Below are 25,593 nucleotides of genomic sequence, written 5' to 3' on the forward strand. Positions count from 1 at the left end.
TCCTTTCGGCTGATACCGGCGCTCGCCCGCTCCGCCTAAAGTGACCGGAAACGACACCCTTCCGGAGAACGACATGACGCATCCACAGCCCCGCACGATCGCGATCACCGGTGCGGGCACCGGCATCGGCGCCGCGTGCGTGCGCCGCTTCGCCAGCCGCGGCGACCGCGTCGTGCTGATCGGGCGGCGTCAGGCGCCGCTCGACGCGCTGGCCGCCGAGACGGGCGGCCTCGCGCTCGCCGGCGACGCCGCGAGCAGCGCCGACTGGGCCGGCTTCCTGCCGCGAATCGCCGAACGCTTCGGCCGCGTCGACGCGCTCGTCGCGTGCGCGGGCGGCCACGGCATCGGCCGCGCAGACGCAACCGGCGACGCGCAGTGGCGCGACGCAATGCACGCGAACCTCGACACCGCATTCGTCAGCGCGCGTGCGTGCCTGCCCGACCTGATCGCGCAGCGCGGCGGCATCGTGCTGGTCGCGTCGATCGCGGCGCTCGCGGCCGGGCCCGGCGTATGCGGCTATACGGTCGGCAAGCACGCGCTGCTCGGGCTCGCACGGTCGCTCGCGCGCGACTACGGTCCGCACGGCGTGCGCGCGAACGCCGTGTGTCCGGGCTGGGTTCGCACGCCGATGGCCGACGCGGAAATGGAACCGCTAATGGCCGCGCATGGCGACACGCTCGACGATGCGTATGCACGCGTCAGCACCGACGTGCCGCTACGGCGCGCGGCCGATCCGGACGAAATCGCGGCCGTGTGCGCGTTCCTCGCGTCGCCCGACGCATCGTTCGTGACCGGCGCGACGCTCGTCGCGGACGGCGGTGCGATGGTCGTCGACGTGCCGACGCTCGCATTCGACAAGCTTTGAGGCGCGGGGGCATGCCGCCCGCGTGATGCGTCGCTGCGGGCGGCGTTCCGTGCAACATCTTCCGGCACTCCGACGCCCGCTGCGGCACGCTCATCGCACCGTCAGCTCGTTTCCCGCTCCAAAAATCCGCTACCATCGATCGATCCCGCCGCCCCGCCCGGCACCGCCTCACCGTTCGGACTTCGATGAACATCCGGTTTCTTGAAACCTTCGTCTGGCTCGCGAAGCTGGAAAACTTCCGGCTGACCGCTGAAAAACTGCACACGACACAAGCTGCGGTATCAAGCCGCATCGCGTCGCTCGAAGAGGCGTTCGACGTGCGCCTGTTCGACCGCAACACGCGCTCGGCCACGCTCACGCCCGCGGGCCGCCGCATGCTGGCCTATGCCGAGCGGATCGTGCGGCTCGACGGCGAAATGCGGCGCGACATCGACGCAGCGAGCGATGCCGGCCTGATCCGGATCGGCGTGATCGAATCGATCGTGCACAGCTGGTTTCCGGCGCTGATGGCGCAACTGCGCGAGCGCTATCCGCGGCTCGACGTCGAGATCACGAGCGACACCACGCTGCACCTGACTCGCCTGCTCAGCACCGACGGCGTCGACCTGATCCTGCAGACCGACCCGGTGCCGGGCCCCGATTTCACGAACCTGCCGCTGTGCGAATTCCCGGTGCGCTGGGCAGCAAGCCCGCGCCTCGGGCTCGGCGGCCAGCCGCTCGACGTCGCGCGCCTCGCGGAATTTCCGATCATCAGCTTCTCGCGCCACTCGGGTCCGCACGCGACGATCGAGCGGCTGTTCGCGGCCGTCGAACGTCCGGCCAGCATCAACTGCATCACGTCGGTCGCCGCGATGATCCGCCTCGTCGCCGACGGCCTCGGCGTGGCCGCGCTGCCGCCCGCGATCATCGGTCGCGAGCTGCACGAAGGCACGCTCGAACTGCTCGACGTCGAACCCGAATTCCCCGCGCTGCCGCTCGTCGCAACATACCGCAGCCAGGGCCTGCCGGTCGCCGCACGCATCGCGGAACTGGCGAGCGAGATCGCGCGCGCAATGCCGGCCGCCGCGAGCATCGCGAAACCGGCTGCAGCGGCCAGCCCAGAACCCGTCGACGCATCGCCCGCCCGTACGACGGCCAAAACAAAGAAAAATACCAAGGCAACTGCGAAGCGCACGGCGAAATCCGCGCCGCCCGCCGCCGCCCCGGCCAAACGCCGCCCGCGCCGCTCATAAGAAAACCTGTTCACCGCGAATTTGTTTTCTTGTTGGACGGGCGCGGCCCGTCTTCGGGACACTGCGGTTCCTGACATCCCCCGTCACGAGGAACCCCGCGATGACCCGTCTTCCCCTTCCGCACGGCCAGCTTTGCGTCTGGACGGATATCGATCCCGCGCACGAAGCCGACTTCAACGCGTGGTACGACCGCGAACACATGCAGGAACGTGTCGCGATTCCCGGCTTCACGCATGCGCGGCGCTTTCGCGCGAACGACGGCGGTCCGCGCCAGTACCTCGCGCTGTACGTGACCGACACGCTCGACGTGTTCCGCAGCGACGCATACCGGCGCGCGTTCACGCAGCAGACCGCGTGGTCGCTCGCGAACTTCGAACGCATGACGGGCACGCAGCGGCGCGTCGGCGAACTGACGATCGAGGCCGGCGACGGCGAAGGCGCGCAACTCGCGCTGTTCGTGCTGCCGCCGGAACGCATCGACGTGCCGCAACTGCGCGAGCGCTTCGACGCCGCCATGCAGGAACCGGGCATTCACGCGGCGCGACTCTTCTGCACCGCGCCCGACCTGTCCGCGCCGATCGGCGCCGATGCGGCCGCCCGCCCGGCCGCCGACGCGCTCGCGCTGATCGAAGGCAGCGACGCGGCCGCGACGCGCCGCGTGGCCGCCGCACTCGCCGGGCACGACGACGTACGCACCTTCGACCTGCTGTGGCGCGCCGCCGCGCCGCTGCAGGTTGCGCGCCGCGACGCCGAAGCAGAAGCAGAGCCGGCCGCCGCCGCGCTGCCTGCCTGAACGCCGACGCCGGCCGCGCCGCACCAGCCCCCGCACGCGGCCGACGCGTCGGCCCCGCGCTTGATCCCGTTCTCCGTCACGACAGGCCCGAACCCATGAGCACTCTCGCCCAGCCCGCCGCCCACGCGCCCCGCCGCGTCCGCACCAGCCGACTCGCGACCGCGAGCATGATCGGCACGTCGCTCGAGTGGTACGACTTCACGATCTACAACACGCTCGCCGCGCTCGTCTTCAACCACCTGTTCTTCCCTTCGGTCGATCCGCTGGCCGGCACGATCCTCGCGTTCTCGACCTATGCGGTCGGCTACGTGTCGCGCCCGCTCGGCGGCTTCGTGTTCGGCAATCTCGGCGACCGCATCGGCCGCCGCGCGGTGCTGATGCTCACGCTCGTGCTGATGGGCGTGACGACCGCGCTGATGGGCGCGCTGCCGACCTATGCGCAGGCCGGCATCCTGAGCCCGATCCTGCTCGTCGCACTGCGCTTCGTGCAGGGCGTCGCACTCGGCGGCGAATGGGCCGGCGCGGTGCTGCTGTCGGTCGAGCATGGCGACCAGAACCGGCGCGGGCTGTCCGCGTCGTGGACGCAGATGGGCCCGTCGTTCGGCACGCTGCTCGGCACCGGCTGCATCGCGCTCGTGACGCTGTCGACCACGTCCGCGAACTTCCTGTCGTGGGGCTGGCGCGTGCCGTTCGCGGCCAGCGCGCTGCTCGTCGTGTTCGGCTTCTGGCTGCGGCGCGGCGTCGACGAAACGCCGCAGTTCGAGCAGCTCGCCGAATCGCACGCGACCGCCGAGGTGCCCGTCGCCGACGTGCTGAAGTACCACTGGCGGCGCCTGCTGATCGCGGGCGGCGCACGGATCGGCTCGGACGTGCTGTATGCGCTGATCGTCGTGTTCACGCTGACCTACGTGACGACCGTGCTGCACCTGTCGCGCCCCGTCGCGCTGACGGCCGTGATGGTCGGCACGGCCTGCAACGCGCTCGCGGTGCCGTTCTTCGGCGCGCTGTCGGACCGCTTCGGCCGCCGGCCCGTCTATCTCGCCGGCGCGATCGCCGGTGTCGTGTGGGCGTTCGTGTTCTTCGTGATGCTCGACTCGGCGCGCCCCGGTGCGATCGTCGCGGCCGTCGCGATCGGCCTCGTGATCCATGCGGTGATGTATGGCCCGCAAGGCGCATTCGTGACCGAACAGTTCCCGACGCGCGTGCGCTATGCGGGCTCGTCGCTCGCGTACACGCTCGCCGGCATCGTCGGCGGCGGCTTCGCGCCGCTCGTGATCGCCACGCTGTTCCGGCAGACGGGTACGACGACGGCCGTGTCGCTGTACGTCACCGCCGCGCTCGTCGTCACCTCGATCGCACTCCTCGCCGCACGCGAGACCGCGCACCGGCCGCTCGCGGAATGAGCGCCGCCGCAAGCCGATTCATTCCTTCGCACTTCAAACGGATATCTGCATGCAAGCCCTGTCGTTCAACATGATTTCCCTGCAGCGCGCGCCGGCTTCCGTCGACGTCGAGATCGAGCGCGTCGTGATTGCCGGCTGGGCCGGCCGCGATCCGGCGGCGATCCGCGCGCACATCGACGAACTCGCGGCGCTCGGCGTCGCGCCGCCGTCGACCACGCCGTGCTTCTATCGCGTGTCGTCCACGCTGCTGACGCAGGCGCCGTCGATCGATGTACTCGGTGCACGCTCGGGCGGCGAGATCGAATGCGTGCTGGTCGACAGCCCGGCCGGCACGCTGGTCACGGTCGGCTCCGATCATACGGATCGCGAAGTCGAGGCGTACGGCGTCGCGGTGTCGAAACAGGTGTGCGCGAAGCCGCTCGGGTGCGACGCGTGGCTTTACGCGGATATCGCCGATCACTGGGATGCAATCGAGATGCGTTCGTGGTTGATCGCGCGTGACGGCGAACGCATTGAATATCAGCACGGCGCGGTCAGCGGCCTGCTCGCGCCGGACGCACTGTGGCAACGCTTCGACGACCGCTGCACGATGCCCGCGCGCTGCGCGATGTATGGCGGCACCGTCGCCGTGCATGGCTCGATCGCCGCGATGGGCGACGGCGACGCGTTCGAGATGGAACTGCATGATCCGGTGCTCGGGCGCAGCCTTCGGCACCGGTATGCGGTCGAGGTGTTGCCGATCGTGGCGTGACGGGGGACGGCGGGCCTGACGGATGCCGAAGTGAAAGGCTCTGCACACATGCTTTCGTGCCGACACGTTTCGTTGGCCTCCGCCTCTCGCGCCGCCGTTCACCGCAAGCAACCCAACCCCGCCAGCGTCGCCTCCACCGCCGTATCGAGCGGCGTCAACGGCTCGCGGCCGAGCACCGCCGTCACCCGCGCGTTGTCCATCCTGAGCGGCTCGCGCCACAGATAGCGCATCTCCAGCATCTCGCGCAGCGTCGTGACGAACGGCGCCGCGGCCCACACGAGCCACCACGGAAAGCGCCGCACCGCAGGCCGCATTCCGTGCCGCTGCGCCACGCGACTGATGGCCTCGGCCATCTGCGTGCCGTCCGCGTCCCAATGCCCGCCGAAATGGAAGCGGGCAAACGGCTCCAGCGTGTCGCGCCGCTCGATCAGTTCGACCATCGAGCGCGCGACGTCCGGCAGATACGCCCACTGATGGCCGACGCCCGGCCGCCCCGGCACGCGAATCGTCGAGACGGGCCGCCCCGGCTTGATCAGCCCCTGCGCAAACCAGTTGTTGCCGGCACGCACCCCGAAGAAATCGCCCGCGCGCACGATGATCGTGCGGACGCCCTGCGCGGTCGCTTCCTGCAGCCGCCGCTCCAGTTCGACGCGGATTGCGCCCTTGCGGGTCGCCGGATGCTGCGGCGCGTCTTCGCGCAGCACCGGAAACGCGTCGGCGCCGTAGTTGTAGACCGTGCCGGGCAGCACGACGGTCGCCTGCGCCACCGTCGCCGCCGCGATGGTGTTGTCGATCATCGGCAGCACCTGCGTCGGCCAGTTCCGGTAGCCGGGCGGGTTCACCGCGTGCACGATCACGCTGCAGCCGCGCGCGGCTCGCACGACCGCCTCGCGATCCAGCGCGTCGCCGCGCATCCAGGTGATGCCGTCGCGCTCCACGACTTCGGCGTCGAGCCCGCGCTTGAGCGCACGCACCTGCCAGCCGGCATCGCGCAACTGCCGCGCGACTTCCCCGCCAATCCCGCCGCTCGCGCCGAGCACGAGTGCCTGTCGTTGCGTCCCGCCTGCGTTCGTCGTCATCGCCGCTCTCCGTGAATGAATCGTCGTGAGATGCATTCTGGCGCGCCGACAGCTAACAAGGAATTGTCTAACATCGGATATCAGCTATACATTTATGCATGACCACCGATCTGAACTGGGAACGCTACCGCACCTTCCTCGCGGTGCTGACGGAAGGCTCGCTGTCCGGCGCGGCGCGCGCGCTCGGCATCACGCAGCCGACGGCCGGCCGCCACGTCGCGGCGCTCGAGGCCGCGTTCGGCCAGACGCTGTTCACGCGCTCGCCGTCGGGCCTGCTGCCGACCGAGGCGGCGCTCGCACTGCGCGGCCATGCGGAGGCGCTGCGCAGCGCGGCGGCCGCGTTCGAGCGCGCGGCCGCGAGCCACGGCGCCGGCGTGCGCGGCACCGTGCGGATCTCGGCCAGCGACGTGATCGCCGTCGAGGTGCTGCCGCCCATGCTCGCGCAATTGCGGCGCGATCATCCGGGGCTCGTCATCGAACTGGTGCCGACCGACCGCATCCAGGACGTGCTGAACCGCGAAGCCGACATCGCGGTGCGGATGGCGCCGCCCGCGCAGGACGCGCTCGTCGCGCGGCGCGTCGGCGCGATCGAGGTCGGGCTGTATGCGCGCGACGACTACGTGGCGCGCAACGGCGCGCCCGCGACGATCGACGAACTCGCGCATCACGCGCTGATCGGCTTCGATACGGTCACGCCGTTCATCCGCTCGGCGGGGCGCGGGATGCCGTTGTGGAATCGCGATGCGTTCGCGCTGCGCACCGACAGCAACCTCGCGCAACTCGCGATGATCCGCGCCGGCTACGGCGTCGGTTTCTGCCAGACGGGGCTCGCGAAGCGCGACGCGAGGCTCGTGCGCGTGCTGCCGGACGGGCCCGCGATGAAGCTGGAAACCTGGGTCGTGATGCATGAGGACCTGCGGACGAGCCCGCGCTGCCGGGCCGTATTCGATGCGCTGGCGGACGGGCTGCGCGCGTATGCCGACGGAGAAACTGCCGAGTAAAAGGCGCGAATCGCCCGGACGGTACTACTCGTAGATTTTCCCGGCGAACAGGATGTCCGCGATGCGCCGCCACGGATTGTCGGGCACGTCGTAGAAGCGCAGCCCGTCCTCCGACGCTTCGGCCCAGTCGACCATCGCCTCCAGGTACTCGCCGATCGAGCGGTTTTCCCAGCCGAGCGCGGCGCGCGCGTATGGCGACGGCGGCACGTCGGCTTCGAGCTGCCGCTCCGTGTTCCAGTCATGGCCGAGCACGCGCAGGAAATGGATCAGCGAGCGCTCGTCGACCACCCGCTCCAACGCGTCCTGCAGCCTGTCGGCCATCTGCTGCTTCAGTTCGTCGTTCATGCTCATGCGTAGGCCCTCTCCCGCGTCTCTCGAATACGCGCCGCTGCCTGTCGCGCGGCGCGTTTCTACATCAGCAATTGCCGCGACAGCACCTCGCGCGCCTGCGTGACGGTTTCGCGTTCGCCCGGCATCGGCGGCGTCAGCGAAAACACCGCGTCGGGCAGCGGCGGCAGACGGTATTTCGCGCCGAGCCGCATCATGCCGTCGCCGATCGCCGACGCGCACAGGCAGCCGACACCGAGCCCCGCCGCGAGCATCGACTGCAGCCCCGCGACACCCGACGCGCTGTGCACGAGCACGTACGGCGTGTGCTGCTCGTCGAGCGAGCGCACCGCGATCTGATGCATCATGCAGTCGTCCGGCAGCAGCACGAGCGGCAGCGGCTCGGGTAATTGCTCGACCAGCGCCGGCGACGCGACCCATGACAGCGGCTCGCGCCGCAGCACCCAGCGCGTGTCGGCCGACGCCGGCCGGAACGGCCCGCTCGACAGGTTCATCACGACGCCGAGATCGATCTGCCCTCTCGCGTGCGCCGCCTCGATGTCCACGCTCTTCATCGCGCTCACGTGCAGGCTCAGTTGCGGGTAGCACTCCCGCAGCCGCGCCAGCAGGCCCGCGACTTCATTCGTCCGGTAATAGTCGGTGATCGCGACGCGCAGCTCGCCCTTGATCGCCTGCCCGCGCAGCTCGTCGAACGCGGCCTCGTTCAGCGCGACGATGCGCCGGGCGTGCTGCAGCAGCCGCGTGCCGGCCGGCGTCGGCTCGACGCCGCGCTTGCTGCGCACGAACAGCGGCATGCCGGCGCGCAATTCGAGCTTGCGCACCTGCTCGCTGACCGTCGACTGCGACAAATGCAGCAGCGGCGCGGCGGCCGTCAGGCTGCCGGCGTCCGCGACCACCGCGAAAGTGCGCAACTGGTCCAGGTCGAAACCGCGCATCGCCGTTCTCCATCCATCGATTAACCCGATGGATGCTACCACTCTTTCCCGCTTTTCCGATTCGTTGACCGCATCCAGAATACGGGGTCAATGGCCGGCCCGCGCCGTTCGCGCATACGGCCCTCATACTTTTCGGACCCTTCGTTCATGACGAACCCCACCCTTGCCCCCTGCGCGCCGGCCGGCGCGGCTGCCGCGGCGACGCCGCGCAGCCATCACGGCTGGGCGCTCGTGGTCCTGCTGGTCGGCGCCATTCTGCCGCCGCTCGACTACTTCATCGTGAATCTCGCGCTGCCGGCCATCCGCGACGGCATCGGCGCGCGCCCGGCCGAGCTCCAGCTCGTCGTGTCGGCCTATGCGTGTGCGAACGCGGTCGTGCAGATCACGGGCGGCCGCCTCGGCGACCTGTACGGCCGCAAGCGCATGTTCATGCTGGGCATGGCCGGCTTCGTGCTCGCGTCGACGCTGTGCGGGCTCGCCGGCAGCGGCGCGGTGCTCGTCGGCGGCCGCGTGCTGCAGGGCCTGTTCGCCGCGATCCTCGCACCGCAGGTGCTCGCGACGATCCGCAGCGTGTTCAGCCCGCAGGAACAGGTGCGCGTGATGGGCTTCTACGGTTTCGCGTTCGGCCTCGCGGCCGTGATCGGCCAGCTCGGCGGCGGCGCGCTGATCAGCCTGCATCCGTTCGGACTCGGCTGGCGCGCGATCTTCCTCGTCAATCTGCCGATCGGCATCCTTGCGCTGATCGGCAGCTGGCGCTTCATCCCGGAAAACCGGCCGCCGCGCGGCCAGCGCATCGACGTACCGGGCACGGTGCTGATGTCGCTGTTCCTGCTGATGCTCGTGTATCCGCTCACGCAGGGCCGCGAGGCCGGTTGGCCGCTGTGGATGATCGCGTGCGTCGTCGGCGCGCTGCCGATGCTCGGTGCGCTGCTGGCGGTCGAAGCGGGCCGACTCGCGCGCGGCCGCGATCCGCTGCTCGACGTGCGCCTGTTCCGCAACCCGGTCGTCGCGCTCGGTCTGATGCTCGCGTTCCTGTTCTACACGCTGAGCGCATTCTTCCTTAGCTACGGGATCTATCTGCAGGGCTGCCTGAACTGGTCGCCGCTCGCGTCCGGGTTCGCGATTCTGCCGCTCGGGCTCGGCTTCCTCGCGAGCCCGCTGCTGATGCCGCGCCTCGTCGGCCGGTTCGGCGGTTATCGCGTGCTGACGCTCGGCTTCGTCATGCTCGCCGCAGGCGTCGCGACCGCCGCCGCGCTCGCCCGCGAAGGCGCGCCGGGGCCCGGCTTCTACGCGGGCATCGCGGCGATCGGCATCGGGCAAGGCCTCGTGCTGCCGTCGGTCGTGCGGATCGTGCTCGCGGAAGTCGATGCGGCCCGCGCGGGCGTCGCGTCAGGAATGGTCAGCGCAATGCTGCAGATCGGCGCGGCCGTCGGCGCCGCGACGATCGGCGGCGTGTTCTTCGCGCGGCTCGGCGTGCGTCCGGTCGCGCTCGATTACGTGCAGGGGTTCCGGACGTCGATGTTCACGCTGACGGTCGTATTGCTTGCGTGCATCGCACTGTCGACCGCGCTCGGGCCGCTGCATCGGAGGCTGCATGCAGGTGCGTGACGCGGGGCGTGGATCGCACCGCCGACGGGATCTGCGGCGGAAAGGTGAATGCGCAGCCGCTCGCCGGCATTCGACTCATCGGTGTTTTTTGCGTTGCGCCTGCCGCGCTTCCCACTCGGCCAGCTCGACGCGATAGCGCGCCAGCGCTTCGTCGTACAGGTCGAAGACGCACGGCGAGCAGCCGCTGTTGCAGCAGTCTTCCAGTTCAGGCTGTTCGGGCGGAATCGGGCGGGGATCGTCGGCGGACGGATCGGATGGATCGGTGGGGGCAGGCGTGGGCACGGCGAAGATCGAATGACGAAGTACGTCCAGTATAAGGGGATGCCGCCCGGCCTGCCGGCAGCGTCACATCCGTCCGCAGATGCGCGATGTGATCTCGCTCGTCCATCACGCGACCGACATCGATGCGTTCATGCAGGCCGGCGATATCCGCAACACCTGCTTCGCCGAGCCTTGTCCGGTCCGGTCCGGTCCGGTCCGGTGACGACGGTGGTCCAGGTCGAGCGTCTCTGCCATCCGGATCTGCTGATCGAGATCGCGGCCGTCGCCGAAATTCCGCTGGTGCGGTTTCGCGGGCGGTCGCCTCACGCGTGAATCGCGGCCGTCCCACGCTGCGTTGCGCGCCGGCCAGGGCGTACCCGGCCGGCAGCGCACGTGAAACCCGCGCTTACTTCGCCGGCGCGCCCGGCTTCACGGCATCCGCGCCCGACTTGTCGCCCAGCGGCTGCCACGCGGCGCCGAGCGCATACCAGTCGATACGGCGCGTGAGCGTCATGATGCCGGCGAGGATCGCGAACAGCAGCAGCGAACCGAGCATCAGCGCGTTGTCCTCCGACAGCAGCAGCCCGTAGAGCGCCGCGTACAGCATCGCGAGCAGCGCCGCGAACGTCGCGCCGCGCTTCACGCTGTGCAGCACGAACGACAGGTAGAAGCCGAGCAGCCCGATGCACGCGCCGCTCGCCGCGAGATACGCATGACCGAACGCGATGTGCTCGGACAGGCTCAGCAGCAGCAGGAAGAACAGCGCGAGCGACAGGCCGACCAGCAGGTACTGGATCGGGTGAATGCGCAGCCGCTTCGCGAGTTCGTACATGAAGAAGCTCGCGAACGTGAGCATCACGAACAGCGCACCGTACTTCGTCGCGCGTTCGGCCTGCAGATAGACGTTCACAGGTTCGATCACCGATACCGACGCCATCTCGATCGCACCCTCCCCGTTGCCGGTCGCGACCTGCTCGCGCGCCTTCGTGTTGAACGACGTCACGTGCCAGTTGCTGGTGAAACCCTGCGCATCGATCGTGCGCTCGCCCGGCAGGAACGCGCCGCCGAAGCTCGGATGCGGCCACGTCGATTTCAGCGAGAAATCGTTCTGGTCGGCCACCGGCGCGAACGCGACGGATTCCGCGCCCGCCAGCGGCAGGCCGATGCTGAACGGCACGACAGCCCCTGCGTTTGCGTCCGCCAGCGCCGCGAGATCGATATTCGCGTGCACGCCCTGGCGCAGGCTGTCCAGCCGCGTGCCCTGCTCCACGTCGAACCGCTTGCCGCCGAGGCGCAGGTCGGGCTGCGCCTTCAGCCCGCGAATATCGCCGATACCGATCGCGACATACGCGCTGTCGACCGCGAAGCTCACGTGGCCGTCGGCCTGCGGCAGCTTCTTCAGGTCCGGCAGCGCCAGCGTGCCCGTCAGCCGGCTATCCAGCCCGTACACGAGCGCCTTGTGGATGCCGCGATAGCGCACGTCGACCTTGAGCGTACCGTCGACGTTCAACGTCTTCGGAAACACGAGCAGGCGCTTCGTCTCGCTTCTCAGGCTCGTTTTCGCCGCGCCTCCGGCCGGCGTGTCGTCGCGCACGCGCGTGACTTCCGTGTAATGCACGACGAGCACCGGGCCCGTCACCGTCTGCGGCCCGGCGTAGCTCGCCCAGATGCTCTGCAATGCGCTCTCGCGATACTCCGCACGTTCCCGCACGATGCTTTGAACCATGTGCAGCGGGATCAGGATCGACAGCGCGAGAAACGCGGTGATCACGGACTTGAACAACAGGACTCGATTCATTGCTGACGGATACCGGAGTGGAAGATGCGGTCAGCATGAGCGGGCCCGGTGAACGGCGATTGAAGCCGGTGTGAAGCGAATGTGTGGCGAGCGTGAAGCGCGCTCAGCCCGGCGACGGCAGCGTGAGCGTCGCGCACGCGCCGCCTTCGTCGCGGTTCGCGAGCGCGACCTGGCCGCGATGCAGCATCGCGACTTCGCGGACGAAACACAGCCCGAGGCCCGTGCTGCGATCCTGCCCGTCGGGGCGCGGCAGCGAATAGAAGCGTTCGAACACGCGCGACAACGCGTAGTCGGGAACGCCGGGGCCGTCGTCGGTCACGCGCACGACCGCGACATGCGCCCTGCCCGCCGGCTGCCGTTCGAGCGCGATCCGGATCGTGCTGCGTTGCGGCGCGAAATCCAGCGCGTTGTCGAGCAGGTTGCCGAGCGCCTGGCGCAGCAGGAACGGATCGCCTTCGACGACTGCCGGATCGGAAGCGTCGTTCGCGTCGATCCGCAGGCTCACGCCGCGCTGCCGCGCGCGCGGCTCGATATCCTCGACGAGCTGTTCGAGCACCGGCAGCAGCGCGACCGGCTCGTGTACCGACAGGCGCTGCTTCTGCTCGACTTCGGCCAGCGCGAGCAGCTTGCGGATCATCTGTTCGAGTCGGCCGGCCTGGCGGCGGATGTTTTCGGTGAAGCGCCGCCGGTTCGCGACCGGCATCTCTTCCTGCAGCAGCTCCGCCGCGCCGCTGATCGCGGCCAGCGGGCTTTTCATCTCGTGCGTGAGCGTGTGGATGTAGGTTTCGACGTACTGCCGGTCCTCCAGACGCTGGTGCATGCTCTCCACCGCGCGCCCGAGCTCGGCCAGCTCGTTCGCGCCCTGCAGCGGCATCGCCGCGCGCTCGCCGGCCGCGATTGCGCGCGCATAGCGTTGCAGCCGCCGCAGCCCGAGCACCAGCCACCATGTGCAGGCGGTGCCGATCAGGATCGCGCCGCCCATCAGCAACGCGCCATACAGCATGATCTTGCGCTGGCTGCGCACGATGAACGGCTCGACCGTCTGGTTCGGTTTCGCGATCGTCAGCACGCCGATGATCTCGTTCCCGCGCCGGATCGGCGCCGCGACGTGCATCACGGTGCTACTGTCGTCGTTCGGATCGGCACGCGTGCTGCGTGCGCCGTATTCGCCGCGCAGCGTCCGGTACACGTCGTTCCAGCGCGAATAGTCCTGCCCCACTGCGCTGCCGGTCGAGTCGTAGCGCACGATGCCGTGCGCATCGGTGATGTAGATGCGATAGCTGATCGTGTTCTTGTGCATGCCCCACACGTTCGCGCTGACCGGGTTCTCGTGAAGTTTTTCGAGCTGCCGCGCGAAGGCGCCGTCGGCGATATGCCCGTTCGCCATGTCGGCGGCGGCCAGCGTCGCCAGCACCTGCGCGACGTCGACGAGCGTGTCCTCCATCGCCTCGCGCACCCCCGGTTTCACCTCCTGCACGAACACGCGCAGCGTGATCAGCGCGGCAAGACCGACGATCAGGAAAAAACCGAAGAAGATGCGCAGGCCGATATGCATGGCGGTGCCGGTCGTTACGGTTGCAGCGAATAACCCATCCCGCGATGCGTGCGGATCGGGTCGCGCTCGGGATCGATCGCGCGCAGTTTCGCGCGCAGCGTCTTGATGTGCGTGTCGACCGTGCGGTCGGCCGAATCGAGCGCCTCGTGCCACACGAGGTCCATCAACTGCTCGCGCGAATAGATGCGCCCCGGATGCCGGACGAGCAACGCCAGCAGGCCGAATTCGTAGCGCGTGAGGTCCAGCGCGTGGCCGAGCCACGACACGCGCGCGCCGTCGGTGTCGAGCACGAAGCCCGGCGCGGTTGTCGCGGCCTGCGCATCTGTCGGCGCGGGCGCCGTTTGCGGCGCGGCCGCCCGGTGGAAGCGCCGCAGGATCACGCGCACCCGCGCGGCCAGCTCGCGCGGCGAAAACGGCTTGACCACGTAATCGTCGGCGCCGATTTCGAGCCCGACGATCCGGTCGATCTCGTCGTGCCGCGCGGTCAGGAAGATGACCGGCACGTCGGTGAACGTGCGCAGCCGCCGGCAGACTTCAAAGCCGCTGAGGTCCGGCAGGCCGACGTCGAGCACGACCAGGTCGAAGCGCGACTCGCGCAGATGATCGAGCGCCGCCTGCCCGAGCGTGCAGTGGACGGTCTGCATGCCGTCGGTGCCGAGGGCATAGACGATCGTGTCCGCGATCGCCGTTTCATCTTCGACGATCAGGATCTTGGGCTGATTCATGGTCTCAGTCTGGGCTCGCGCGTTTCCGGTGCGACATTGTACGCACGGCCGGCCGCGGCGCGAGCCGCAATGCGGCGAGCCCCGCCCGCGCGCGCTACGCCACGCGGCCGTTCACCGGAATCGACGCGCCGGTGATCGCCTGTGCGTCGGCCGACAGCAGGAACCCGATCGTCGCCGCGATCTGTTCCGGCCGGACCCAGCGCGTGAAATCCGCGTCGGGCATGTCCGCGCGGTTCGGCGGCGTATCGATGATGCTCGGCAGGATCGCGTTCACCGTCACGCCGCGGTCGAGCAGTTCGGCCGCCAGCGCCTCGGTGAGACGCGCGACGCCGGCCTTCGCGGCCGCATAAGCGCCCATGCCCGCGCCGGCCTTGAACGCCGCGCCCGCGCCGATGTTGACGATACGGCCGGCCGGGCTCGCGACCAGGTACGGCAGCGCGGCCTTCGACGCGTTCAGCGCGGTCTTCACGTTCAGCTCGTACATGCGGTCCCACGTGGCGGCGTCGCCGTCGGCGATCGTCTGCCATACGAACGCACCGGCGATGTTCAGCAGCGCGTCGACCCGGCCGAATTCGCGGTTTACCGATTCGAGCGCCTGTGCGGCGGCCTGCGGGTCGACGAGGTCGATGCCGCCGATGCGCAGCGCGTCGGCCGGCACGCCGGGCAGCGTCTGCGCAGCCGGCGCGGCGCCGCGGCCGATCAGTGCGACGCGTGCGCCGCGCTGGCCCAGCCATGCGGCCGTCGCGACGCCCAAATGACCGAATCCGCCGGTGATCGCGACTACCTTGCCTTTCAGGTCGTGTTCCATCGATGTGCTCTCCTGGATCGAAGATGGGTGGTTGATGCGTGATGCATGAGTCATGCCGGCCGCGGCACGGACGTGCGCGGCCGGCGTTTCGACAGCGTAGCGCCGTTCACGCCTGCGTGCGCGCGGCGACGAAGCTGCGGCGCAGTTCCTCCGTCATTTCGCGCTGGTCGCAAGGGCGCCAGTCCGGCGGCATCGCGCAGCGGAACGCGGTCCACACGCCGTGGGCCATCGCGACTCCGCACGCGAGGCCCGGCGGGCACGCATGCGGACAGCCGGGCATAATGCACGAGGCCCGTTCGGCGTGGCGCGTGCCGCGACCGGGCCGTGCCGGGCTACCCGACGCCTACGCCGATCCCGTATCAAATACTGAACCTCAACCCGTCAATCCCATGCAAGTACTCGTCGTTGGAACCGGCAAGCTGGCCAATGAGCTGCTCGGCTCGCACAAGCTCGACCCGGCAACCTGTCGCGTGATGCCTTGGTCGGACCGTGCACGAACCGACGCCCGACGTAGCGACGCCCGACGTAGCGACGCCCGATCGATCGTCGTGCATGCCGGTTCCGGCCGCGAACTCCCCGCCGTGATCGCGTTCTGCGAGGCCACCGCGTCGCCGCTCGTCGAACTGTCTACCGGCTCCGACGTCGAAACCGGAACGCACGGCTTCCCGGTCGTGCTGTGTCCGAACACGAATATCCTGATGCTCAAGTTCATGAGCATGCTGGAAACCAGCGGCCACCTGTTTCGCGACTGCGAGATCAGCCTGACGGAGTCGCATCAGGCAGGCAAGACGTCCGTCCCCGGCACGGCCGTCGGCATCGGCCAGTCGCTCGGCGTGCGGCCGGAAGACATCCGCTCGGTGCGCGACCCGGACGTGCAGCGCAGCGAATTCGCGATCCCCGACGATCAGCTCGGCCGCCATGCGGTTCACCGGATACGCATCGACGACGGCGCGTGCAGCCTGCAGTTCGAATCGCGCGTGTACGGTGCGACGCCCTATGCGGATGGTGTGTCGCGCATCGTCGAGGCCGTCCGCCAGCACGATCTCGAGAACCGCCGCTATTCGATCGTCGAGTTCATCCGCAACGGCTGGCTGTAGTCGCGGCGACGTGCGGCGGGCCTGCGACGGCGCCGCCACAGGAACCTGCCGGCCGCGGTCCCGCCGCGGCCACATCGGGTGCCGGTTCGACACCGCCGTCACGCGTCTCCCAGCACCGCACCGCTCTCCGGCAAGGTCGCGCCGCCGTCGACGACGATCGTCTGCCCCGTGATGTACGCAGCATCGGCCGAGGCGAGAAACAGCATCGCGTTCGCGATGTCCTCCGGCTCGCCCATCCGCGCGAGCGGAATGTCGCGCGCGATCTGCGCCGCGACCGACGCGTCGCCGAGATTGCCGGCCGCCGGCGTGCGGATCATCCCCGGCTCGACACCGTTGACCGTCACGTTGCGGCGCGCGAGCTCCAGCGCCGCCGCACGAATGAAGCCGTTCACGCCGGCCTTCGACGCCGCGTAGTGCGCGAGCCCCGGATAGGCGACGCGCGGCCCCGTCACCGACGACGTGACGAGCAGCCGCCCGGCCCCCGCGCGCTCGAATGCCGGCAACGCAGCCTGCGCGAGCCAGAACAGCGCCGACAGGTTGACCGACAGCGTCCGCTCGAGCATCGGCTCGTCGATCTGCGCGAACGGCGTCAGCGGAAAATACGCGGCATTGTGGACGACGACATCGAGCCGGCTGCCGTCGCGCTCGACCGCTGCGACCAGCGCGCGCAATTCGTCGCGGCTGGCGGCGTCCACCCGATACGCGCGTGCAGCGCCGCCCGCGCCGGCGAGTGCATCGGCCTGCGCGGTGGCGGCCCCACCGTTCAGGTCGGCGAGCGCGACGAACGCGCCGGATTCCGCGAAACGGCGCGCGATCGCCGCGCCGATCCCTTGCGCGGCGCCCGTGACGAGCACGACACGCCCGCTGAAATCCGCACGCAGGCGGCCGCTGCCCGGCACGGCATTCATCGCTGCGCCTCGCCGCCGAGCGGATGCACGGTTTCGTTCAGCACCTGCGCATGGGCGCCGATCTGGAAGTTCGACAGCGTGCCGAAATCACCACCCTGGTAGCCGAAGATCTTGCCGTCGGTCTTGCACTGCACGAGGTCGATCAGCACGACGCCGAGCGTCGGCACCACCTTTTCGCGCCACACGAACAGATACAGCTCATCGTCGATCCTGAAGTAATGGCAGCGGTCGACGTCGGCCAGCCCGCCTTCGACGCCCTGCAGGCACTGCCACGCGTAGAAGTTCTCGTTCAGGTAGATGTGCTCGTAGCATTCGGTCGGGCTGTAGCGGTACATCGTCCGCTTGCCGATCAGTTCGCGCGTCGGCCCGTGCAGCGGCCCCGGCCGTGCGTGACCGCCGAGCGTGCCGTGCCGGAACGCCGCGTCGACGGCCGTCAGCGGCAGCCCGCGCGCGACGCGCGTGAACGCGTCGATGCGCGTGTCGGCTTCGGTCGGCAGCACGCCGACGACCGACGTCCATACGCCGCTGTCGAGATCGATCACGAGACTGACCGACGTCGCGCGGGCGGGCGTGTCGATGTAGTCGACGAAGTACAGCGCGTCGCGCAGCCGCGTCACGCGGCACGGCTCGCGGCCGCCCGTGTCGGTCGCCGCGTCGTGCCACTGCAGCGCGCCTTGCTCGAACGTATAGACGCGCCACGCGCCCGATGCATCGCCGAGCGCCAGCGTGCGCCCCGCGAGCGCGTCGACGGGCGCGAGGATGTTCGCTTCCGGCGCGAAGCCGTCCGCGAGCGCGCCAACCTGAATGAATACCGGATCCTGTCGTTCCACCTGCCGCCTCCCGCGCAGCTTCAGGCCCGGCGGGCCGTATACGCTGCTCATGTGTACATGGTGCGGGCTGCGCGCGCCGCGCGGTATCGGCCAAAAGGATGAAGGGCGCGCGGCGGCGGAACGCGCTAAAGTGCACGTGATCCGCGCCGCAGCCGGCGCGAGGAGCGCACATGCACCGTGTCACCCACTACCGACGGACCGGCGAAGGCATCGAGGCAATCAGCCTCGAATCCGACCGCGCGTTTCCGCGCCACGCGCACGACGAATTCGGGGTCGGCGTGATCGTCAGCGGTGCGCACCGGTCGTGGAGCGGCCGCGGGCAGGTCGACGCGCTGGCCGGCGACGCGATCATGGTCAACCCGGGCGAAATGCACGACGGCTCGCCGATCGATGCCGGCACGGGCCGGCGCTGGCGGATGCTGTACCTCGCGCCCGCGCTGGTCGCGGGCGTCGCGGCGGAAGAAGGCCTCGGCGGCGTCGAGCTTGCGCATCCGGCGGTGCGCGACGCGCGGCTCACGGCCGCCGTCGGCCGATTGCATGCGCGCATCGTCGCCGGGGAAACCCAGCCGCTCGCCCGCGACGAGGCGCTCGTGATGCTCGTCGCAGGGTTGCTCGCCCGGCACGCGAACCGCACGCTGCCGGCGGCCGGCGTCGCGCCGGCGATTCGTGTCGCCCGAGAACGGCTGGACGCGGCGCCGGCCGCGCCCGTTTCGCTCGCCGAACTGGCCGACCTGAGCGGCGTGAGCCGCTTCCAGTTGCTGCGCGGGTTTGCACGCGAGCTCGGTATCACGCCGCACGCGTACCTGATCCAGTCGCGCGCGCGGCTGGCGCGCACGCTGCTCGCCAGCGGCCTGCCGATCGCGGATGCCGCGGCCGAAGCCGGTTTCGCCGATCAGAGCCACCTGACGCGCGCATTCGCGCGCCAGTTCGGCATCACGCCGGGGCGGTTTACGCAGGCCGGTTGACGCCGGTGGTGGCCGCGCGCAAGGCGATCGAAGGCGGGTCCCGCGTCGACGATGGTGGCTGACGCTGCGGCTACCGCTACCGCTACCGCTACCGCTTCGGCTTCGGCTTCGGCTTCGGCTTCGGCTTCGGCTTCGGCTTCGGCTTCGGCTTCGGCTTCGGCTTCGGCTTCGGCAGACGCTAACACTGACGCATGCTCGCAAGGCGGCCCCACGCACCGCCCTCGGCATCCCCACGCGCCCGCTGCAATTTCATTCAAGACGCGCACCGTCGCCGTACGCGACGATGCGCGCATGAAAACACGACTGATTGGCTATCTCTATCTCGCCGCCGCGATGGCGGGCGTCGGCAGCACCGTCATCGCGAGCCGTCTCGCGGCCGGCGGCCTGCCGCCGTTCGCGGCCACGGCGCTGCGCTTCCTGATCGCGACGCCGCTGCTGTTCGCGCTGATGCGCGCGCAGCGAATGCGCTGGCCGCGCATTTCCCCGCGCGACGCCGTGCTGCTCGTCATCCAGGCCGCGGCGGGCGGCGTCGGTTATACGGTGCTGCTGATCAGCGGCACGAAGCTGTCGTCGCCGCTCGATGCGGGCGTGATGCTCGGCACGCTGCCGGCGATGTCGACGCTGATCGCGGCCGTCGTGCTGCGCGAGCGGCAGACGCCGCGCGACTGGGTGGCCGCCGCGCTCGCCACGGCCGGCGTGCTGTTCGTCGCGTTCGCGCCCGGCCAGACGATGCCGTCGCTCCAGACGCTTGCCGGCGATGCGCTGGTGCTGGCCGCCGTCGCGTGCGAAGCCGTCTTCATCCTGCTGAACCGACGGCTTGCCGCACCGTTGCCGCCGCTCGCGCTGTCCACCGCGATGTCTGGCCTCGGCTTCGTGCTCGCTCTCGTGCCGGCCGCGTTCGAATGGCGCGCGGCGGCAACCGGCTGGACCGTCGGCGCCGTGTCGGCGATCGCCTACTACGCGCTGGTGCCGACCGTGCTCGGCTACCTGTGCTGGTATGCCGGCTCTGCGCGCACGAGCGGCACCGAGGCCGCGCTGTTCACGGCGGTCGCACCGGTCTCGGCCGTGCTGTTCGCGGTCGCGCTGTTCGACGAAACGCTGACCGGCACGCGTGTCGCCGGCATCGCGCTCGTCGTCGCGGGCATGCTCGTCGGCGCGACGCGGCGGCGCGAACCGCCCGCGCATACCACCACGCGCGATACGAAGCCGGTGAACTCGATACAGCCTGCCAGCCCCGCGCCGTCGACGCAAACCGCCACCGACTGACCCGAACTCGCGCTCATGCAAAAACGACGGCCGCGCATTTCCGTCACATGGCCGGTCGATCCCCCTACTCTCGCAAAGCCGTCGGCGACTGTAGGAATGTGTCCGCGCGCCGCAAAACCGTTGCGCACCACCGCACAAGATGCAATATTCGCGTGGCCGGAACCTTTGACAACCATCTAACAACAAGCCGCCAAGCAATGAACAGGAAGGATGCCAAAACAAGAATCGCGGTGCTGCTGTCCGCGGGAACGAGGAAGGCCGACGTGCTGGCCGAACTGTCCGGACAGGGGCTCAAGGATCGCGTGATCGCAAGCCTGATCGCGTCGCGGCCCGATCCGGAACGCTGTCGCAAGAACAAGGTACACACCTGGATCCTGGTCGCGCTCGGCACCCTCCAGCTGGCGATCAGCCTGATGCTCGCGTATTACTTCTCCGCCGCTGCCGGCGACGTTGGCGTGTCGGGCGCACTCGGCAATGGCCTCGTCGTCGTGTTCCTCGCGCTGACCGTGCCGCTGTCGCTGCTGTTCATCTGGGGCTTCGCGACCCATCGCGTCGGCGCGTATCACGCGTTCATCCTGCTGTCGCTGCTGCAGTTGCCGAAGACCGTCGCCGAGCTCGGGCGCGATCCGTCGACGGCGCTGCCGGGCCTCGCGGTCACGCTGGTGCTGGTGGGCTACGTCTGGTTCGTGCGCAACCGGATGTTCCCCGATTACGGCTGGTTTACGCCGCGCAAGGTCGAAGGCCGCTACGCGTTCGTCGAACGCGCGTGACGCCACCGGCGTCAACGCCGCGCTGTCCAAAAAATGTTCATCGTGGATTACCGGGGAACGCGGGGCAGACTGTCGGCGATCGGCCACAATCTGCCGTTCAACAAGCGGGGAAACTTGCCGTTTGAACGGCCGCAGTACTCTGGAACCTGACGGACGAACTACGCGCACAATTCGGCCTTTGCCTACGTTCGTCGATTGATGGTGCGACGGCCGTTCAACGATCCAGATCGGCCGTTCGTCGCACGATCACGTCGAACAGCGGATATCAAGCGTCTCGCGGACACCCGCAGGAAGCGGTATCGATCCTACCCACCTCGTTCAGAGGACACTTACCCGAGGATCCAAGCCGAACTGCTGGAAGCGTGGAACCTTGGCCCCTATATACTGCCCCAACGACCTTCTTCCTTTCGAAGACGGTAGGGTCGAGAGTCGATGCCGCACACCGATATTTTCAGTGGTCGTTCCATAACGCGTCTTCGCTCCTATAAAATCCGGCATGGGCTGTAAGGTTCCTGATTGGCTCGGTGCCCGCAGGTGGTAATCAACGCCGATGACGCACTCAACGAAGGCCAGTGAGGCGTCATTTACCCTAACGTCGCGAAGGCTGGCGCTACTGAATCTGAGTTAATTAGAAAATTTTCCATAAATGGCAAATATACGGGTCAAGTACCATCGCAACGAACATAGTATTCTCTACGGCGAAACCGGGGGGGCCTGTCCGCTCTGCGGGTTACCAATGATGTTTAAGAAGGCGACTTCAACGCATCCGACAATCGGCTATGAGATTGCGCATATTTACCCGTTGAATCCTAACACCTCTCAGGAAAATACCCTGAAAGAGTATGCGGTGCCAGCAGAGATCAATGCGTTGGAAAATGTAATCCTTTTGTGCCCGAGCTGTCATACAAAATATGACAAAGACTTCAAGATCGACGAGTATTTGAGATTGCTTGAAATCAAGAACCAATATCTCAGCGACGCGAAGGCGAAACTCACAGCCTCCCAACATGCGCTTCAGGAAGAAGTGCGCGAGATACTGGATCTAATAGTCAGCAATGACACCGAGTGCGGCGAGCTCTCGGAGACTGAACTTAACGTAAACTCGCTTGACGAGAAGCTTAAGACCGGCATAAGCCCTCTTCAGAAAAGAGAGATCCGCTCAAACGCGATTGATTTCTTCGTGCCGATAAGGAATCAGATCCGCCTCATTGAACAGCGCGACCAAGCGGCAATAAGAATCTTGCAGAACCAGATTAACTCGTATTACCTCGTAATGCATAAGCAGAACCCGGATAACAAAGATATAGTTTTCAACCACATCGCACAGTGGATAAGCCTGAAAACAGGTAAATCGATCATGGCCTCAAAAGTTCTGACTGCATTTTTTGTTCAAAATTGCGAGGTTTTCGATGCTGATACCAACTAAATTCACGGCCCTTGAAGAGTCAACTATTTTCAAAATGCGCGCCATCTTGGAATATAAGCGAGACGATGAGACTATCCCAGATTTGCTAGCCCGAACCGCGGGCAGTTTCCAAGACGCGTCTGAGTTTCTATGGGCCGTAGACGTTCTATATGTCCTCGGAGCACTGGATATCGAAGCTTCAACCGGAGTGGTTAAATATGCTACGTAGGATCGGCTGCCCGTTTTTCAAACACGACGAGATCTCTTTTCACTCAGGGCTGAACATAATCCTTGGTGACGATGATGCAAGGAATTCCATTGGCAAATCGTTAGCCCTGTTGGTTATCGACTTTGCCATGGGTGGTGATTCCCTGTTGGAAGACAAAGCCGGCGCCATCACTGCGCTTGGACACCACACATACAGTATCGAATTCGTTTTCCAAAACACGCGCTACTTCTTTAAGCGCGCAACCGACACGTCCGGCTCAATACAGGTTTGCGATAGAAACTATGCTTCCACAGAGGAAATTCTTGTGGAAGAATATCGATCTAGGTTAAAGGCCCTCTACAGCTTAGATGGCCACAAATCCAGCTTCCGATCGCTCGTGGGTCCCTTTGCCCGAATCTGGAACAAGGGCGGTTTAGAGGCTGATCAACCATTCTCGAACGATCTCAAAGAGGCCGCGGCAGTCGCCGTTGAGCGACTCATTGACTTCTTCGGGCGAATTGGAGACATCGAGGACGAGAAGGCGGTTTTGGATGCTCATCTTGAGCGTAACTTATCTCCAAATCGATGAACGCCAACATCATACCTAAGATCAACAAGTCGCAATATAAGGAAAATCAGAAGACTATCGCGGACAACACGCGCGCGATCGAAGGATTAAAGCAAGGGTTCAATGGCGCACTGAGCGCTTACGAGGCACTATTCGACGAAGGCCTTCGTGCCTTGCTGCAACAGAAAAACGACTTGGTCACGCAAAGAGAAGAATTACTCACGAAGATTGCACGTGTAAAGCGTGACCTTTCAGGAATAACGCCGAGGCTGAGCGCCAACATATCTCTGGTTACAGAGTTCTTTCCTGATGTGAATGTTCAGCGATTGGAGCAGGTTGAAGCGTTTCACCATAAAATTTCCAAACTGGTGCAAAAGGAGCTTAGAGCGGAATTGACGCTCTATACGAAACGCGAATCCGAGCTTAATATGGATATAGCTAATATTGAAAACATCATGCGTGTCGATCTTGCTGCCAAGGGAACACCGGATGACCTATTTGCACGCGTCTTTGAGCTTAAAGGATTAGTTGACAAAGCTGCCGATGAAAATCGTGTTTTCGATCAGAAGGCATCCGTTGAAAAGGAAGTTTCTCTGTCGAAGGAGCGACTAGGCTCAGTCTACGACAGTATTTTTCTAGATATCGAAGCCGCGCTTAATGCAAAATTAAAAAATTTCAACAAAGTCGTGTATGGTCCGAATCGAAACGCTTCGCGGCTTCGGATCAAGAGCGCGAGTTCATACAGTTTTACTTCCCCGAGGATACAGGCACGGGGAAATCTTATGCAGGTCTTGTCGGCTTCGATCTCGCAATGTTCGCACTTACCCAACTGCCGTTTATCATCCACGACTCGGTGATCTACAAGAACATTGAAGTCCCCGCGACAAGGCGAATTCTCCGAATTTTGGCAGCGGTTAGACGCAAGCAAATATTTCTTGCGTTCGACGAAGCCGCGAAATTTGGCACTGTTGCAGAGCGACTGCTGCGCAAGCACACCGTCCTGAAACTAAGCGACGATGACCAGTTGTACAATGAGGATTGGAGGGTACGGCAATAGAGAGGGACTGAATATCTCATTGGCTGCGCCGCGTCGTCTGATTCAGTCCGGCCAAAGCGTTGGGCGCAAGGCTCTGACCAGATGGATAACTTCGAACAAGACGCCGTATGACTGCAAGGAGTTAAGGAATTGGGAAGCATATCATTCGGACCGCGAGAGTTACCTGACACCCTTTCGGAAACGGCAGGATACAAAGCCGGCCTCACCTTATCGGTTGAGCAGTTGTGCGATTCGCTCTTGGGTACAAGGTATCCCGACATTGTGCGCGCATCGGAGAAGAGCGGAGGACGGATGCGATCAGAGGAATACGAGGATTTATTTTATTCCTTGCTCAATGGGATAGGATTCACTGAAGTGCAATTTCAAGGATTCGCCGTCGAAAGCGGGAGGCTTTACCACAAGTACAAAAAGCATGCCTTGGCCGAGTACATGGGTACCCTTGAGATTTTTAATGCCTTATGGCCGCAACTAGTAGAACAGGCTCGAAAAGGAAACACAGCGATTGAACCGAGTCCAATCGTACGAGAAGCTCTCAAGAAGTACGGCAGGTTAGGGGCAACGATTGCGATTGAATACATCGATATATTCGCCCGGAGCGTGCAATTGAACCCGCACTCCGTTCAACGGTACGTGGAGTGGGACTATGCGTTGTCCTTGGACGGCTTGTTTGTAGGCACTGATTCGCCTCCGGAGGTCGGCGTTTTTATCGACCAAAGATACATCAATTTTCTTTACAAGAATCCAGAGAAATTGGCAACCATGCACTGGCGCAAGTTCGAAGAGCTGACTTCGGAGTTCTTTGTCAGAGAAGGCTATCGCGTGGAGATCGGGCCCGGCGGAAACGACGATGGAGTCGATATCCGTATCTGGGGGCCGGATGAAGGTGATGGGAACAGTCCGCTATGTCTTGTACAGTGCAAGCGGACCAAGGCCAAAGTGGAAAAGGTTGTCGTCAAAGGACTTCATGCTGACGTCGTTTACGAGAACGCGAAACGCGGTCTAATAGTTACCACGTCAGAATTAAGCCCAGGGGCTCGGACTACGATTCAGACACGGGGATATCCGATTGAGGAAGTTGAGCATGAAGGTCTTAAGAAGTGGCTCTCGAAGCTTCGTGTTCCGGGAACCGGTATCGTGCGCGTTTGAGTTAGACCGCTATCCTCTGGTGGGAACGATGCTCGCAGCTTGATGTGCTACAAAACTGCGACCATCAGGGGCGACGCGGCGCGCGGACCCCGATTACAGATGCTTGAGCAGCACCGTCACCGTGAGCAATCCGTCACCTTGCTGATCTATAACTCAGCTCACCTCAATGTCAGCAATAGCCGACCTGCCGTCCGCGCGAAGTCGGCTTGGA

General features: G+C 66.0%; 28 protein-coding genes and 1 pseudogene. 18 read left to right on the forward strand and 11 right to left on the reverse strand.

Annotated features, from left to right (window positions below; genetic code table 11):
• Nucleotides 1-73: 73 nt before the first annotated feature.
• From MRS60_RS21975 to MRS60_RS21995, 5 genes are all read left to right on the forward strand, one after another.
• Complete coding sequence (locus tag MRS60_RS21975) at nucleotides 74-865, forward strand: SDR family NAD(P)-dependent oxidoreductase (RefSeq protein ID WP_243566671.1); 792 nt, start codon at nucleotides 74-76, stop codon at nucleotides 863-865.
• 185 nt (nucleotides 866-1,050) lie between these two features.
• Complete coding sequence (locus MRS60_RS21980; protein ID WP_243566672.1) at nucleotides 1,051-2,097, forward strand: LysR family transcriptional regulator; 1,047 nt, start codon at nucleotides 1,051-1,053, stop codon at nucleotides 2,095-2,097.
• Between the two features lie 100 nt (nucleotides 2,098-2,197).
• Nucleotides 2,198-2,890: a DUF4286 family protein gene (locus MRS60_RS21985; protein WP_243566673.1), complete on the forward strand. Its 693-nt coding sequence runs from the start codon at nucleotides 2,198-2,200 to the stop codon at nucleotides 2,888-2,890.
• A 95-nt stretch (nucleotides 2,891-2,985) separates the two neighbouring features.
• Nucleotides 2,986-4,293 carry an MFS transporter gene (locus MRS60_RS21990; RefSeq protein ID WP_105392637.1) on the forward strand — a complete coding sequence of 436 codons (1,308 nt, stop codon included), beginning with the start codon at nucleotides 2,986-2,988 and terminating at the stop codon, nucleotides 4,291-4,293.
• A gap of 49 nt (nucleotides 4,294-4,342) precedes the next feature.
• Nucleotides 4,343-5,044, forward strand: a complete 702-nt coding sequence (locus tag MRS60_RS21995; RefSeq protein WP_243566674.1) for a DUF2848 domain-containing protein — start codon at nucleotides 4,343-4,345, stop codon at nucleotides 5,042-5,044.
• Nucleotides 5,045-5,142: 98 nt separating this feature from the next.
• On the opposite strand, the gene MRS60_RS22000 is transcribed toward MRS60_RS21995, so the two are convergent.
• Entirely contained in the window at nucleotides 5,143-6,123 is a 981-nt protein-coding gene (locus tag MRS60_RS22000) for an NAD-dependent epimerase/dehydratase family protein (RefSeq protein WP_243566675.1), read from the reverse strand.
• Nucleotides 6,124-6,221: 98 nt separating this feature from the next.
• On the opposite strand from MRS60_RS22000, the gene MRS60_RS22005 reads away from it, so the two are divergent.
• Complete coding sequence (locus MRS60_RS22005; protein ID WP_243566676.1) at nucleotides 6,222-7,124, forward strand: LysR family transcriptional regulator; 903 nt, start codon at nucleotides 6,222-6,224, stop codon at nucleotides 7,122-7,124.
• 24 nt (nucleotides 7,125-7,148) lie between these two features.
• On the opposite strand, the gene MRS60_RS22010 is transcribed toward MRS60_RS22005, so the two are convergent.
• Both MRS60_RS22010 and MRS60_RS22015 read right to left on the reverse strand, forming a co-directional pair.
• A complete protein-coding gene (locus MRS60_RS22010) occupies nucleotides 7,149-7,469 on the reverse strand; it encodes a DUF7660 family protein (protein ID WP_152865561.1) in 321 nt (106 codons plus the stop codon).
• Between the two features lie 65 nt (nucleotides 7,470-7,534).
• Complete coding sequence (locus MRS60_RS22015; protein ID WP_243566677.1) at nucleotides 7,535-8,407, reverse strand: LysR family transcriptional regulator; 873 nt, start codon at nucleotides 8,405-8,407, stop codon at nucleotides 7,535-7,537.
• 147 nt (nucleotides 8,408-8,554) lie between these two features.
• On the opposite strand from MRS60_RS22015, the gene MRS60_RS22020 reads away from it, so the two are divergent.
• A complete protein-coding gene (locus tag MRS60_RS22020) occupies nucleotides 8,555-10,015 on the forward strand; it encodes an MFS transporter (protein WP_243566678.1) in 1,461 nt (486 codons plus the stop codon).
• Between the two features lie 75 nt (nucleotides 10,016-10,090).
• Here the strand turns inward: MRS60_RS22020 and MRS60_RS22025 are convergent, their stop codons facing one another.
• A complete protein-coding gene (locus MRS60_RS22025; RefSeq protein ID WP_034180463.1) occupies nucleotides 10,091-10,297 on the reverse strand; it encodes an oxidoreductase-like domain-containing protein in 207 nt (68 codons plus the stop codon).
• A gap of 76 nt (nucleotides 10,298-10,373) precedes the next feature.
• Here MRS60_RS22025 and MRS60_RS22030 point away from each other — a divergent pair.
• Nucleotides 10,374-10,609: pseudogene (locus MRS60_RS22030) on the forward strand (Rid family hydrolase); the annotation flags it as partial.
• Nucleotides 10,610-10,682: 73 nt separating this feature from the next.
• Here MRS60_RS22030 and creD read toward each other — a convergent pair.
• The 5 genes from creD to MRS60_RS34970 form a co-directional block, all read right to left on the reverse strand.
• Nucleotides 10,683-12,074 (reverse strand): cell envelope integrity protein CreD, encoded by a 1,392-nt coding sequence (gene creD / locus MRS60_RS22035; RefSeq protein WP_243566679.1) that lies wholly within the window; start codon nucleotides 12,072-12,074, stop codon nucleotides 10,683-10,685.
• A gap of 103 nt (nucleotides 12,075-12,177) precedes the next feature.
• Nucleotides 12,178-13,629 (reverse strand): two-component system sensor histidine kinase CreC, encoded by a 1,452-nt coding sequence (gene creC / locus MRS60_RS22040; protein ID WP_034180465.1) that lies wholly within the window; start codon nucleotides 13,627-13,629, stop codon nucleotides 12,178-12,180.
• Between the two features lie 14 nt (nucleotides 13,630-13,643).
• Nucleotides 13,644-14,354, reverse strand: coding sequence for a two-component system response regulator CreB (creB, locus tag MRS60_RS22045; protein WP_243566680.1), 711 nt, complete (start codon nucleotides 14,352-14,354; stop codon nucleotides 13,644-13,646).
• 94 nt (nucleotides 14,355-14,448) lie between these two features.
• Entirely contained in the window at nucleotides 14,449-15,162 is a 714-nt protein-coding gene (locus MRS60_RS22050) for an SDR family NAD(P)-dependent oxidoreductase (protein WP_243566681.1), read from the reverse strand.
• Between the two features lie 106 nt (nucleotides 15,163-15,268).
• Nucleotides 15,269-15,391 (reverse strand): hypothetical protein, encoded by a 123-nt coding sequence (locus MRS60_RS34970; RefSeq protein WP_279388975.1) that lies wholly within the window; start codon nucleotides 15,389-15,391, stop codon nucleotides 15,269-15,271.
• Between the two features lie 160 nt (nucleotides 15,392-15,551).
• Here MRS60_RS34970 and MRS60_RS22055 point away from each other — a divergent pair, with 160 nt between their 5' ends.
• Complete coding sequence (locus MRS60_RS22055; RefSeq protein WP_243566682.1) at nucleotides 15,552-16,259, forward strand: dihydrodipicolinate reductase C-terminal domain-containing protein; 708 nt, start codon at nucleotides 15,552-15,554, stop codon at nucleotides 16,257-16,259.
• Nucleotides 16,260-16,357: 98 nt separating this feature from the next.
• Here MRS60_RS22055 and MRS60_RS22060 read toward each other — a convergent pair whose 3' ends face one another.
• Nucleotides 16,358-17,167: an SDR family oxidoreductase gene (locus tag MRS60_RS22060; protein WP_243566683.1), complete on the reverse strand. Its 810-nt coding sequence runs from the start codon at nucleotides 17,165-17,167 to the stop codon at nucleotides 16,358-16,360.
• Nucleotides 17,164-18,048, reverse strand: coding sequence for a MoaF C-terminal domain-containing protein (locus MRS60_RS22065; protein ID WP_432207848.1), 885 nt, complete (start codon nucleotides 18,046-18,048; stop codon nucleotides 17,164-17,166). The genes MRS60_RS22060 and MRS60_RS22065 overlap by 4 nt, the downstream gene beginning before the upstream one ends.
• Nucleotides 18,049-18,167: 119 nt before the next feature.
• Here MRS60_RS22065 and MRS60_RS22070 point away from each other — a divergent pair, with 119 nt between their 5' ends.
• The 9 genes from MRS60_RS22070 to MRS60_RS22105 all read left to right on the forward strand — a co-directional run bounded on the left by MRS60_RS22070 (nucleotide 18,168) and on the right by MRS60_RS22105 (nucleotide 25,382).
• On the forward strand, nucleotides 18,168-18,962 hold the full coding sequence (locus MRS60_RS22070) for an AraC family transcriptional regulator (protein ID WP_131946927.1): 795 nt from the start codon (nucleotides 18,168-18,170) through the stop codon (nucleotides 18,960-18,962).
• Nucleotides 18,963-19,253: 291 nt separating this feature from the next.
• The gene (locus MRS60_RS22080) at nucleotides 19,254-20,228 is read left to right on the forward strand and encodes a DMT family transporter (RefSeq protein ID WP_243566684.1); all 975 of its coding nucleotides are present in this window, start codon (nucleotides 19,254-19,256) and stop codon (nucleotides 20,226-20,228) included.
• A gap of 197 nt (nucleotides 20,229-20,425) precedes the next feature.
• Entirely contained in the window at nucleotides 20,426-20,998 is a 573-nt protein-coding gene (locus tag MRS60_RS22085; RefSeq protein WP_217587805.1) for a permease, read from the forward strand.
• Between the two features lie 646 nt (nucleotides 20,999-21,644).
• The gene (locus MRS60_RS22090) at nucleotides 21,645-22,424 is read left to right on the forward strand and encodes an ABC-three component system protein (RefSeq protein ID WP_243566685.1); all 780 of its coding nucleotides are present in this window, start codon (nucleotides 21,645-21,647) and stop codon (nucleotides 22,422-22,424) included.
• A 34-nt stretch (nucleotides 22,425-22,458) separates the two neighbouring features.
• Nucleotides 22,459-22,632 carry an ABC-three component system middle component 7 gene (locus tag MRS60_RS35195; protein WP_432207858.1) on the forward strand — a complete coding sequence of 58 codons (174 nt, stop codon included), beginning with the start codon at nucleotides 22,459-22,461 and terminating at the stop codon, nucleotides 22,630-22,632.
• Entirely contained in the window at nucleotides 22,622-23,200 is a 579-nt protein-coding gene (locus MRS60_RS22095; RefSeq protein WP_243566686.1) for a hypothetical protein, read from the forward strand. The genes MRS60_RS35195 and MRS60_RS22095 overlap by 11 nt, the downstream gene beginning before the upstream one ends.
• A complete protein-coding gene (locus tag MRS60_RS22100; protein WP_243566687.1) occupies nucleotides 23,197-24,036 on the forward strand; it encodes a hypothetical protein in 840 nt (279 codons plus the stop codon). The genes MRS60_RS22095 and MRS60_RS22100 overlap by 4 nt, the downstream gene beginning before the upstream one ends.
• The gene (locus tag MRS60_RS35200; protein WP_432207859.1) at nucleotides 23,919-24,236 is read left to right on the forward strand and encodes a DUF2326 domain-containing protein; all 318 of its coding nucleotides are present in this window, start codon (nucleotides 23,919-23,921) and stop codon (nucleotides 24,234-24,236) included. Before MRS60_RS22100 ends, MRS60_RS35200 begins: the two co-directional genes overlap by 118 nt.
• A 291-nt stretch (nucleotides 24,237-24,527) precedes the next feature.
• The gene (locus MRS60_RS22105; RefSeq protein WP_243566688.1) at nucleotides 24,528-25,382 is read left to right on the forward strand and encodes a restriction endonuclease; all 855 of its coding nucleotides are present in this window, start codon (nucleotides 24,528-24,530) and stop codon (nucleotides 25,380-25,382) included.
• Nucleotides 25,383-25,593: the final 211 nt, after the last annotated feature.

This window comes from Burkholderia pyrrocinia, assembly GCF_022809715.1.
Classification (GTDB): Bacteria; Pseudomonadota; Gammaproteobacteria; order Burkholderiales; family Burkholderiaceae; genus Burkholderia; species Burkholderia pyrrocinia_C.

What these genes read in the sequence shown, in the direction of transcription:
- MRS60_RS21975 (WP_243566671.1), top strand. Translation starts at nt 74, where the DNA reads ATGACGCATCCACAGCCCCGCACGATCGCGATCACCGGTGCGGGCACC.
- MRS60_RS21980 (WP_243566672.1), top strand. Translation starts at nt 1,051, where the DNA reads ATGAACATCCGGTTTCTTGAAACCTTCGTCTGGCTCGCGAAGCTGGAA.
- MRS60_RS21985 (WP_243566673.1), top strand. Translation starts at nt 2,198, where the DNA reads ATGACCCGTCTTCCCCTTCCGCACGGCCAGCTTTGCGTCTGGACGGAT.
- MRS60_RS21990 (WP_105392637.1), top strand. Translation starts at nt 2,986, where the DNA reads ATGAGCACTCTCGCCCAGCCCGCCGCCCACGCGCCCCGCCGCGTCCGC.
- MRS60_RS21995 (WP_243566674.1), top strand. Translation starts at nt 4,343, where the DNA reads ATGCAAGCCCTGTCGTTCAACATGATTTCCCTGCAGCGCGCGCCGGCT.
- MRS60_RS22000 (WP_243566675.1), bottom strand. Translation starts at nt 6,123, where the DNA reads ATGACGACGAACGCAGGCGGGACGCAACGACAGGCACTCGTGCTCGGC.
- MRS60_RS22005 (WP_243566676.1), top strand. Translation starts at nt 6,222, where the DNA reads ATGACCACCGATCTGAACTGGGAACGCTACCGCACCTTCCTCGCGGTG.
- MRS60_RS22010 (WP_152865561.1), bottom strand. Translation starts at nt 7,469, where the DNA reads ATGAACGACGAACTGAAGCAGCAGATGGCCGACAGGCTGCAGGACGCG.
- MRS60_RS22015 (WP_243566677.1), bottom strand. Translation starts at nt 8,407, where the DNA reads ATGCGCGGTTTCGACCTGGACCAGTTGCGCACTTTCGCGGTGGTCGCG.
- MRS60_RS22020 (WP_243566678.1), top strand. Translation starts at nt 8,555, where the DNA reads ATGACGAACCCCACCCTTGCCCCCTGCGCGCCGGCCGGCGCGGCTGCC.
- creD (WP_243566679.1), bottom strand. Translation starts at nt 12,074, where the DNA reads ATGAATCGAGTCCTGTTGTTCAAGTCCGTGATCACCGCGTTTCTCGCG.
- creC (WP_034180465.1), bottom strand. Translation starts at nt 13,629, where the DNA reads ATGCATATCGGCCTGCGCATCTTCTTCGGTTTTTTCCTGATCGTCGGT.
- creB (WP_243566680.1), bottom strand. Translation starts at nt 14,354, where the DNA reads ATGAATCAGCCCAAGATCCTGATCGTCGAAGATGAAACGGCGATCGCG.
- MRS60_RS22050 (WP_243566681.1), bottom strand. Translation starts at nt 15,162, where the DNA reads ATGGAACACGACCTGAAAGGCAAGGTAGTCGCGATCACCGGCGGATTC.
- MRS60_RS34970 (WP_279388975.1), bottom strand. Translation starts at nt 15,391, where the DNA reads ATGGCCCACGGCGTGTGGACCGCGTTCCGCTGCGCGATGCCGCCGGAC.
- MRS60_RS22055 (WP_243566682.1), top strand. Translation starts at nt 15,552, where the DNA reads ATGCAAGTACTCGTCGTTGGAACCGGCAAGCTGGCCAATGAGCTGCTC.
- MRS60_RS22060 (WP_243566683.1), bottom strand. Translation starts at nt 17,167, where the DNA reads ATGAATGCCGTGCCGGGCAGCGGCCGCCTGCGTGCGGATTTCAGCGGG.
- MRS60_RS22065 (WP_432207848.1), bottom strand. Translation starts at nt 18,048, where the DNA reads ATGAGCAGCGTATACGGCCCGCCGGGCCTGAAGCTGCGCGGGAGGCGG.
- MRS60_RS22070 (WP_131946927.1), top strand. Translation starts at nt 18,168, where the DNA reads ATGCACCGTGTCACCCACTACCGACGGACCGGCGAAGGCATCGAGGCA.
- MRS60_RS22080 (WP_243566684.1), top strand. Translation starts at nt 19,254, where the DNA reads ATGAAAACACGACTGATTGGCTATCTCTATCTCGCCGCCGCGATGGCG.
- MRS60_RS22085 (WP_217587805.1), top strand. Translation starts at nt 20,426, where the DNA reads ATGAACAGGAAGGATGCCAAAACAAGAATCGCGGTGCTGCTGTCCGCG.
- MRS60_RS22090 (WP_243566685.1), top strand. Translation starts at nt 21,645, where the DNA reads ATGGCAAATATACGGGTCAAGTACCATCGCAACGAACATAGTATTCTC.
- MRS60_RS35195 (WP_432207858.1), top strand. Translation starts at nt 22,459, where the DNA reads ATGCGCGCCATCTTGGAATATAAGCGAGACGATGAGACTATCCCAGAT.
- MRS60_RS22095 (WP_243566686.1), top strand. Translation starts at nt 22,622, where the DNA reads ATGCTACGTAGGATCGGCTGCCCGTTTTTCAAACACGACGAGATCTCT.
- MRS60_RS22100 (WP_243566687.1), top strand. Translation starts at nt 23,197, where the DNA reads ATGAACGCCAACATCATACCTAAGATCAACAAGTCGCAATATAAGGAA.
- MRS60_RS22105 (WP_243566688.1), top strand. Translation starts at nt 24,528, where the DNA reads ATGCGATCAGAGGAATACGAGGATTTATTTTATTCCTTGCTCAATGGG.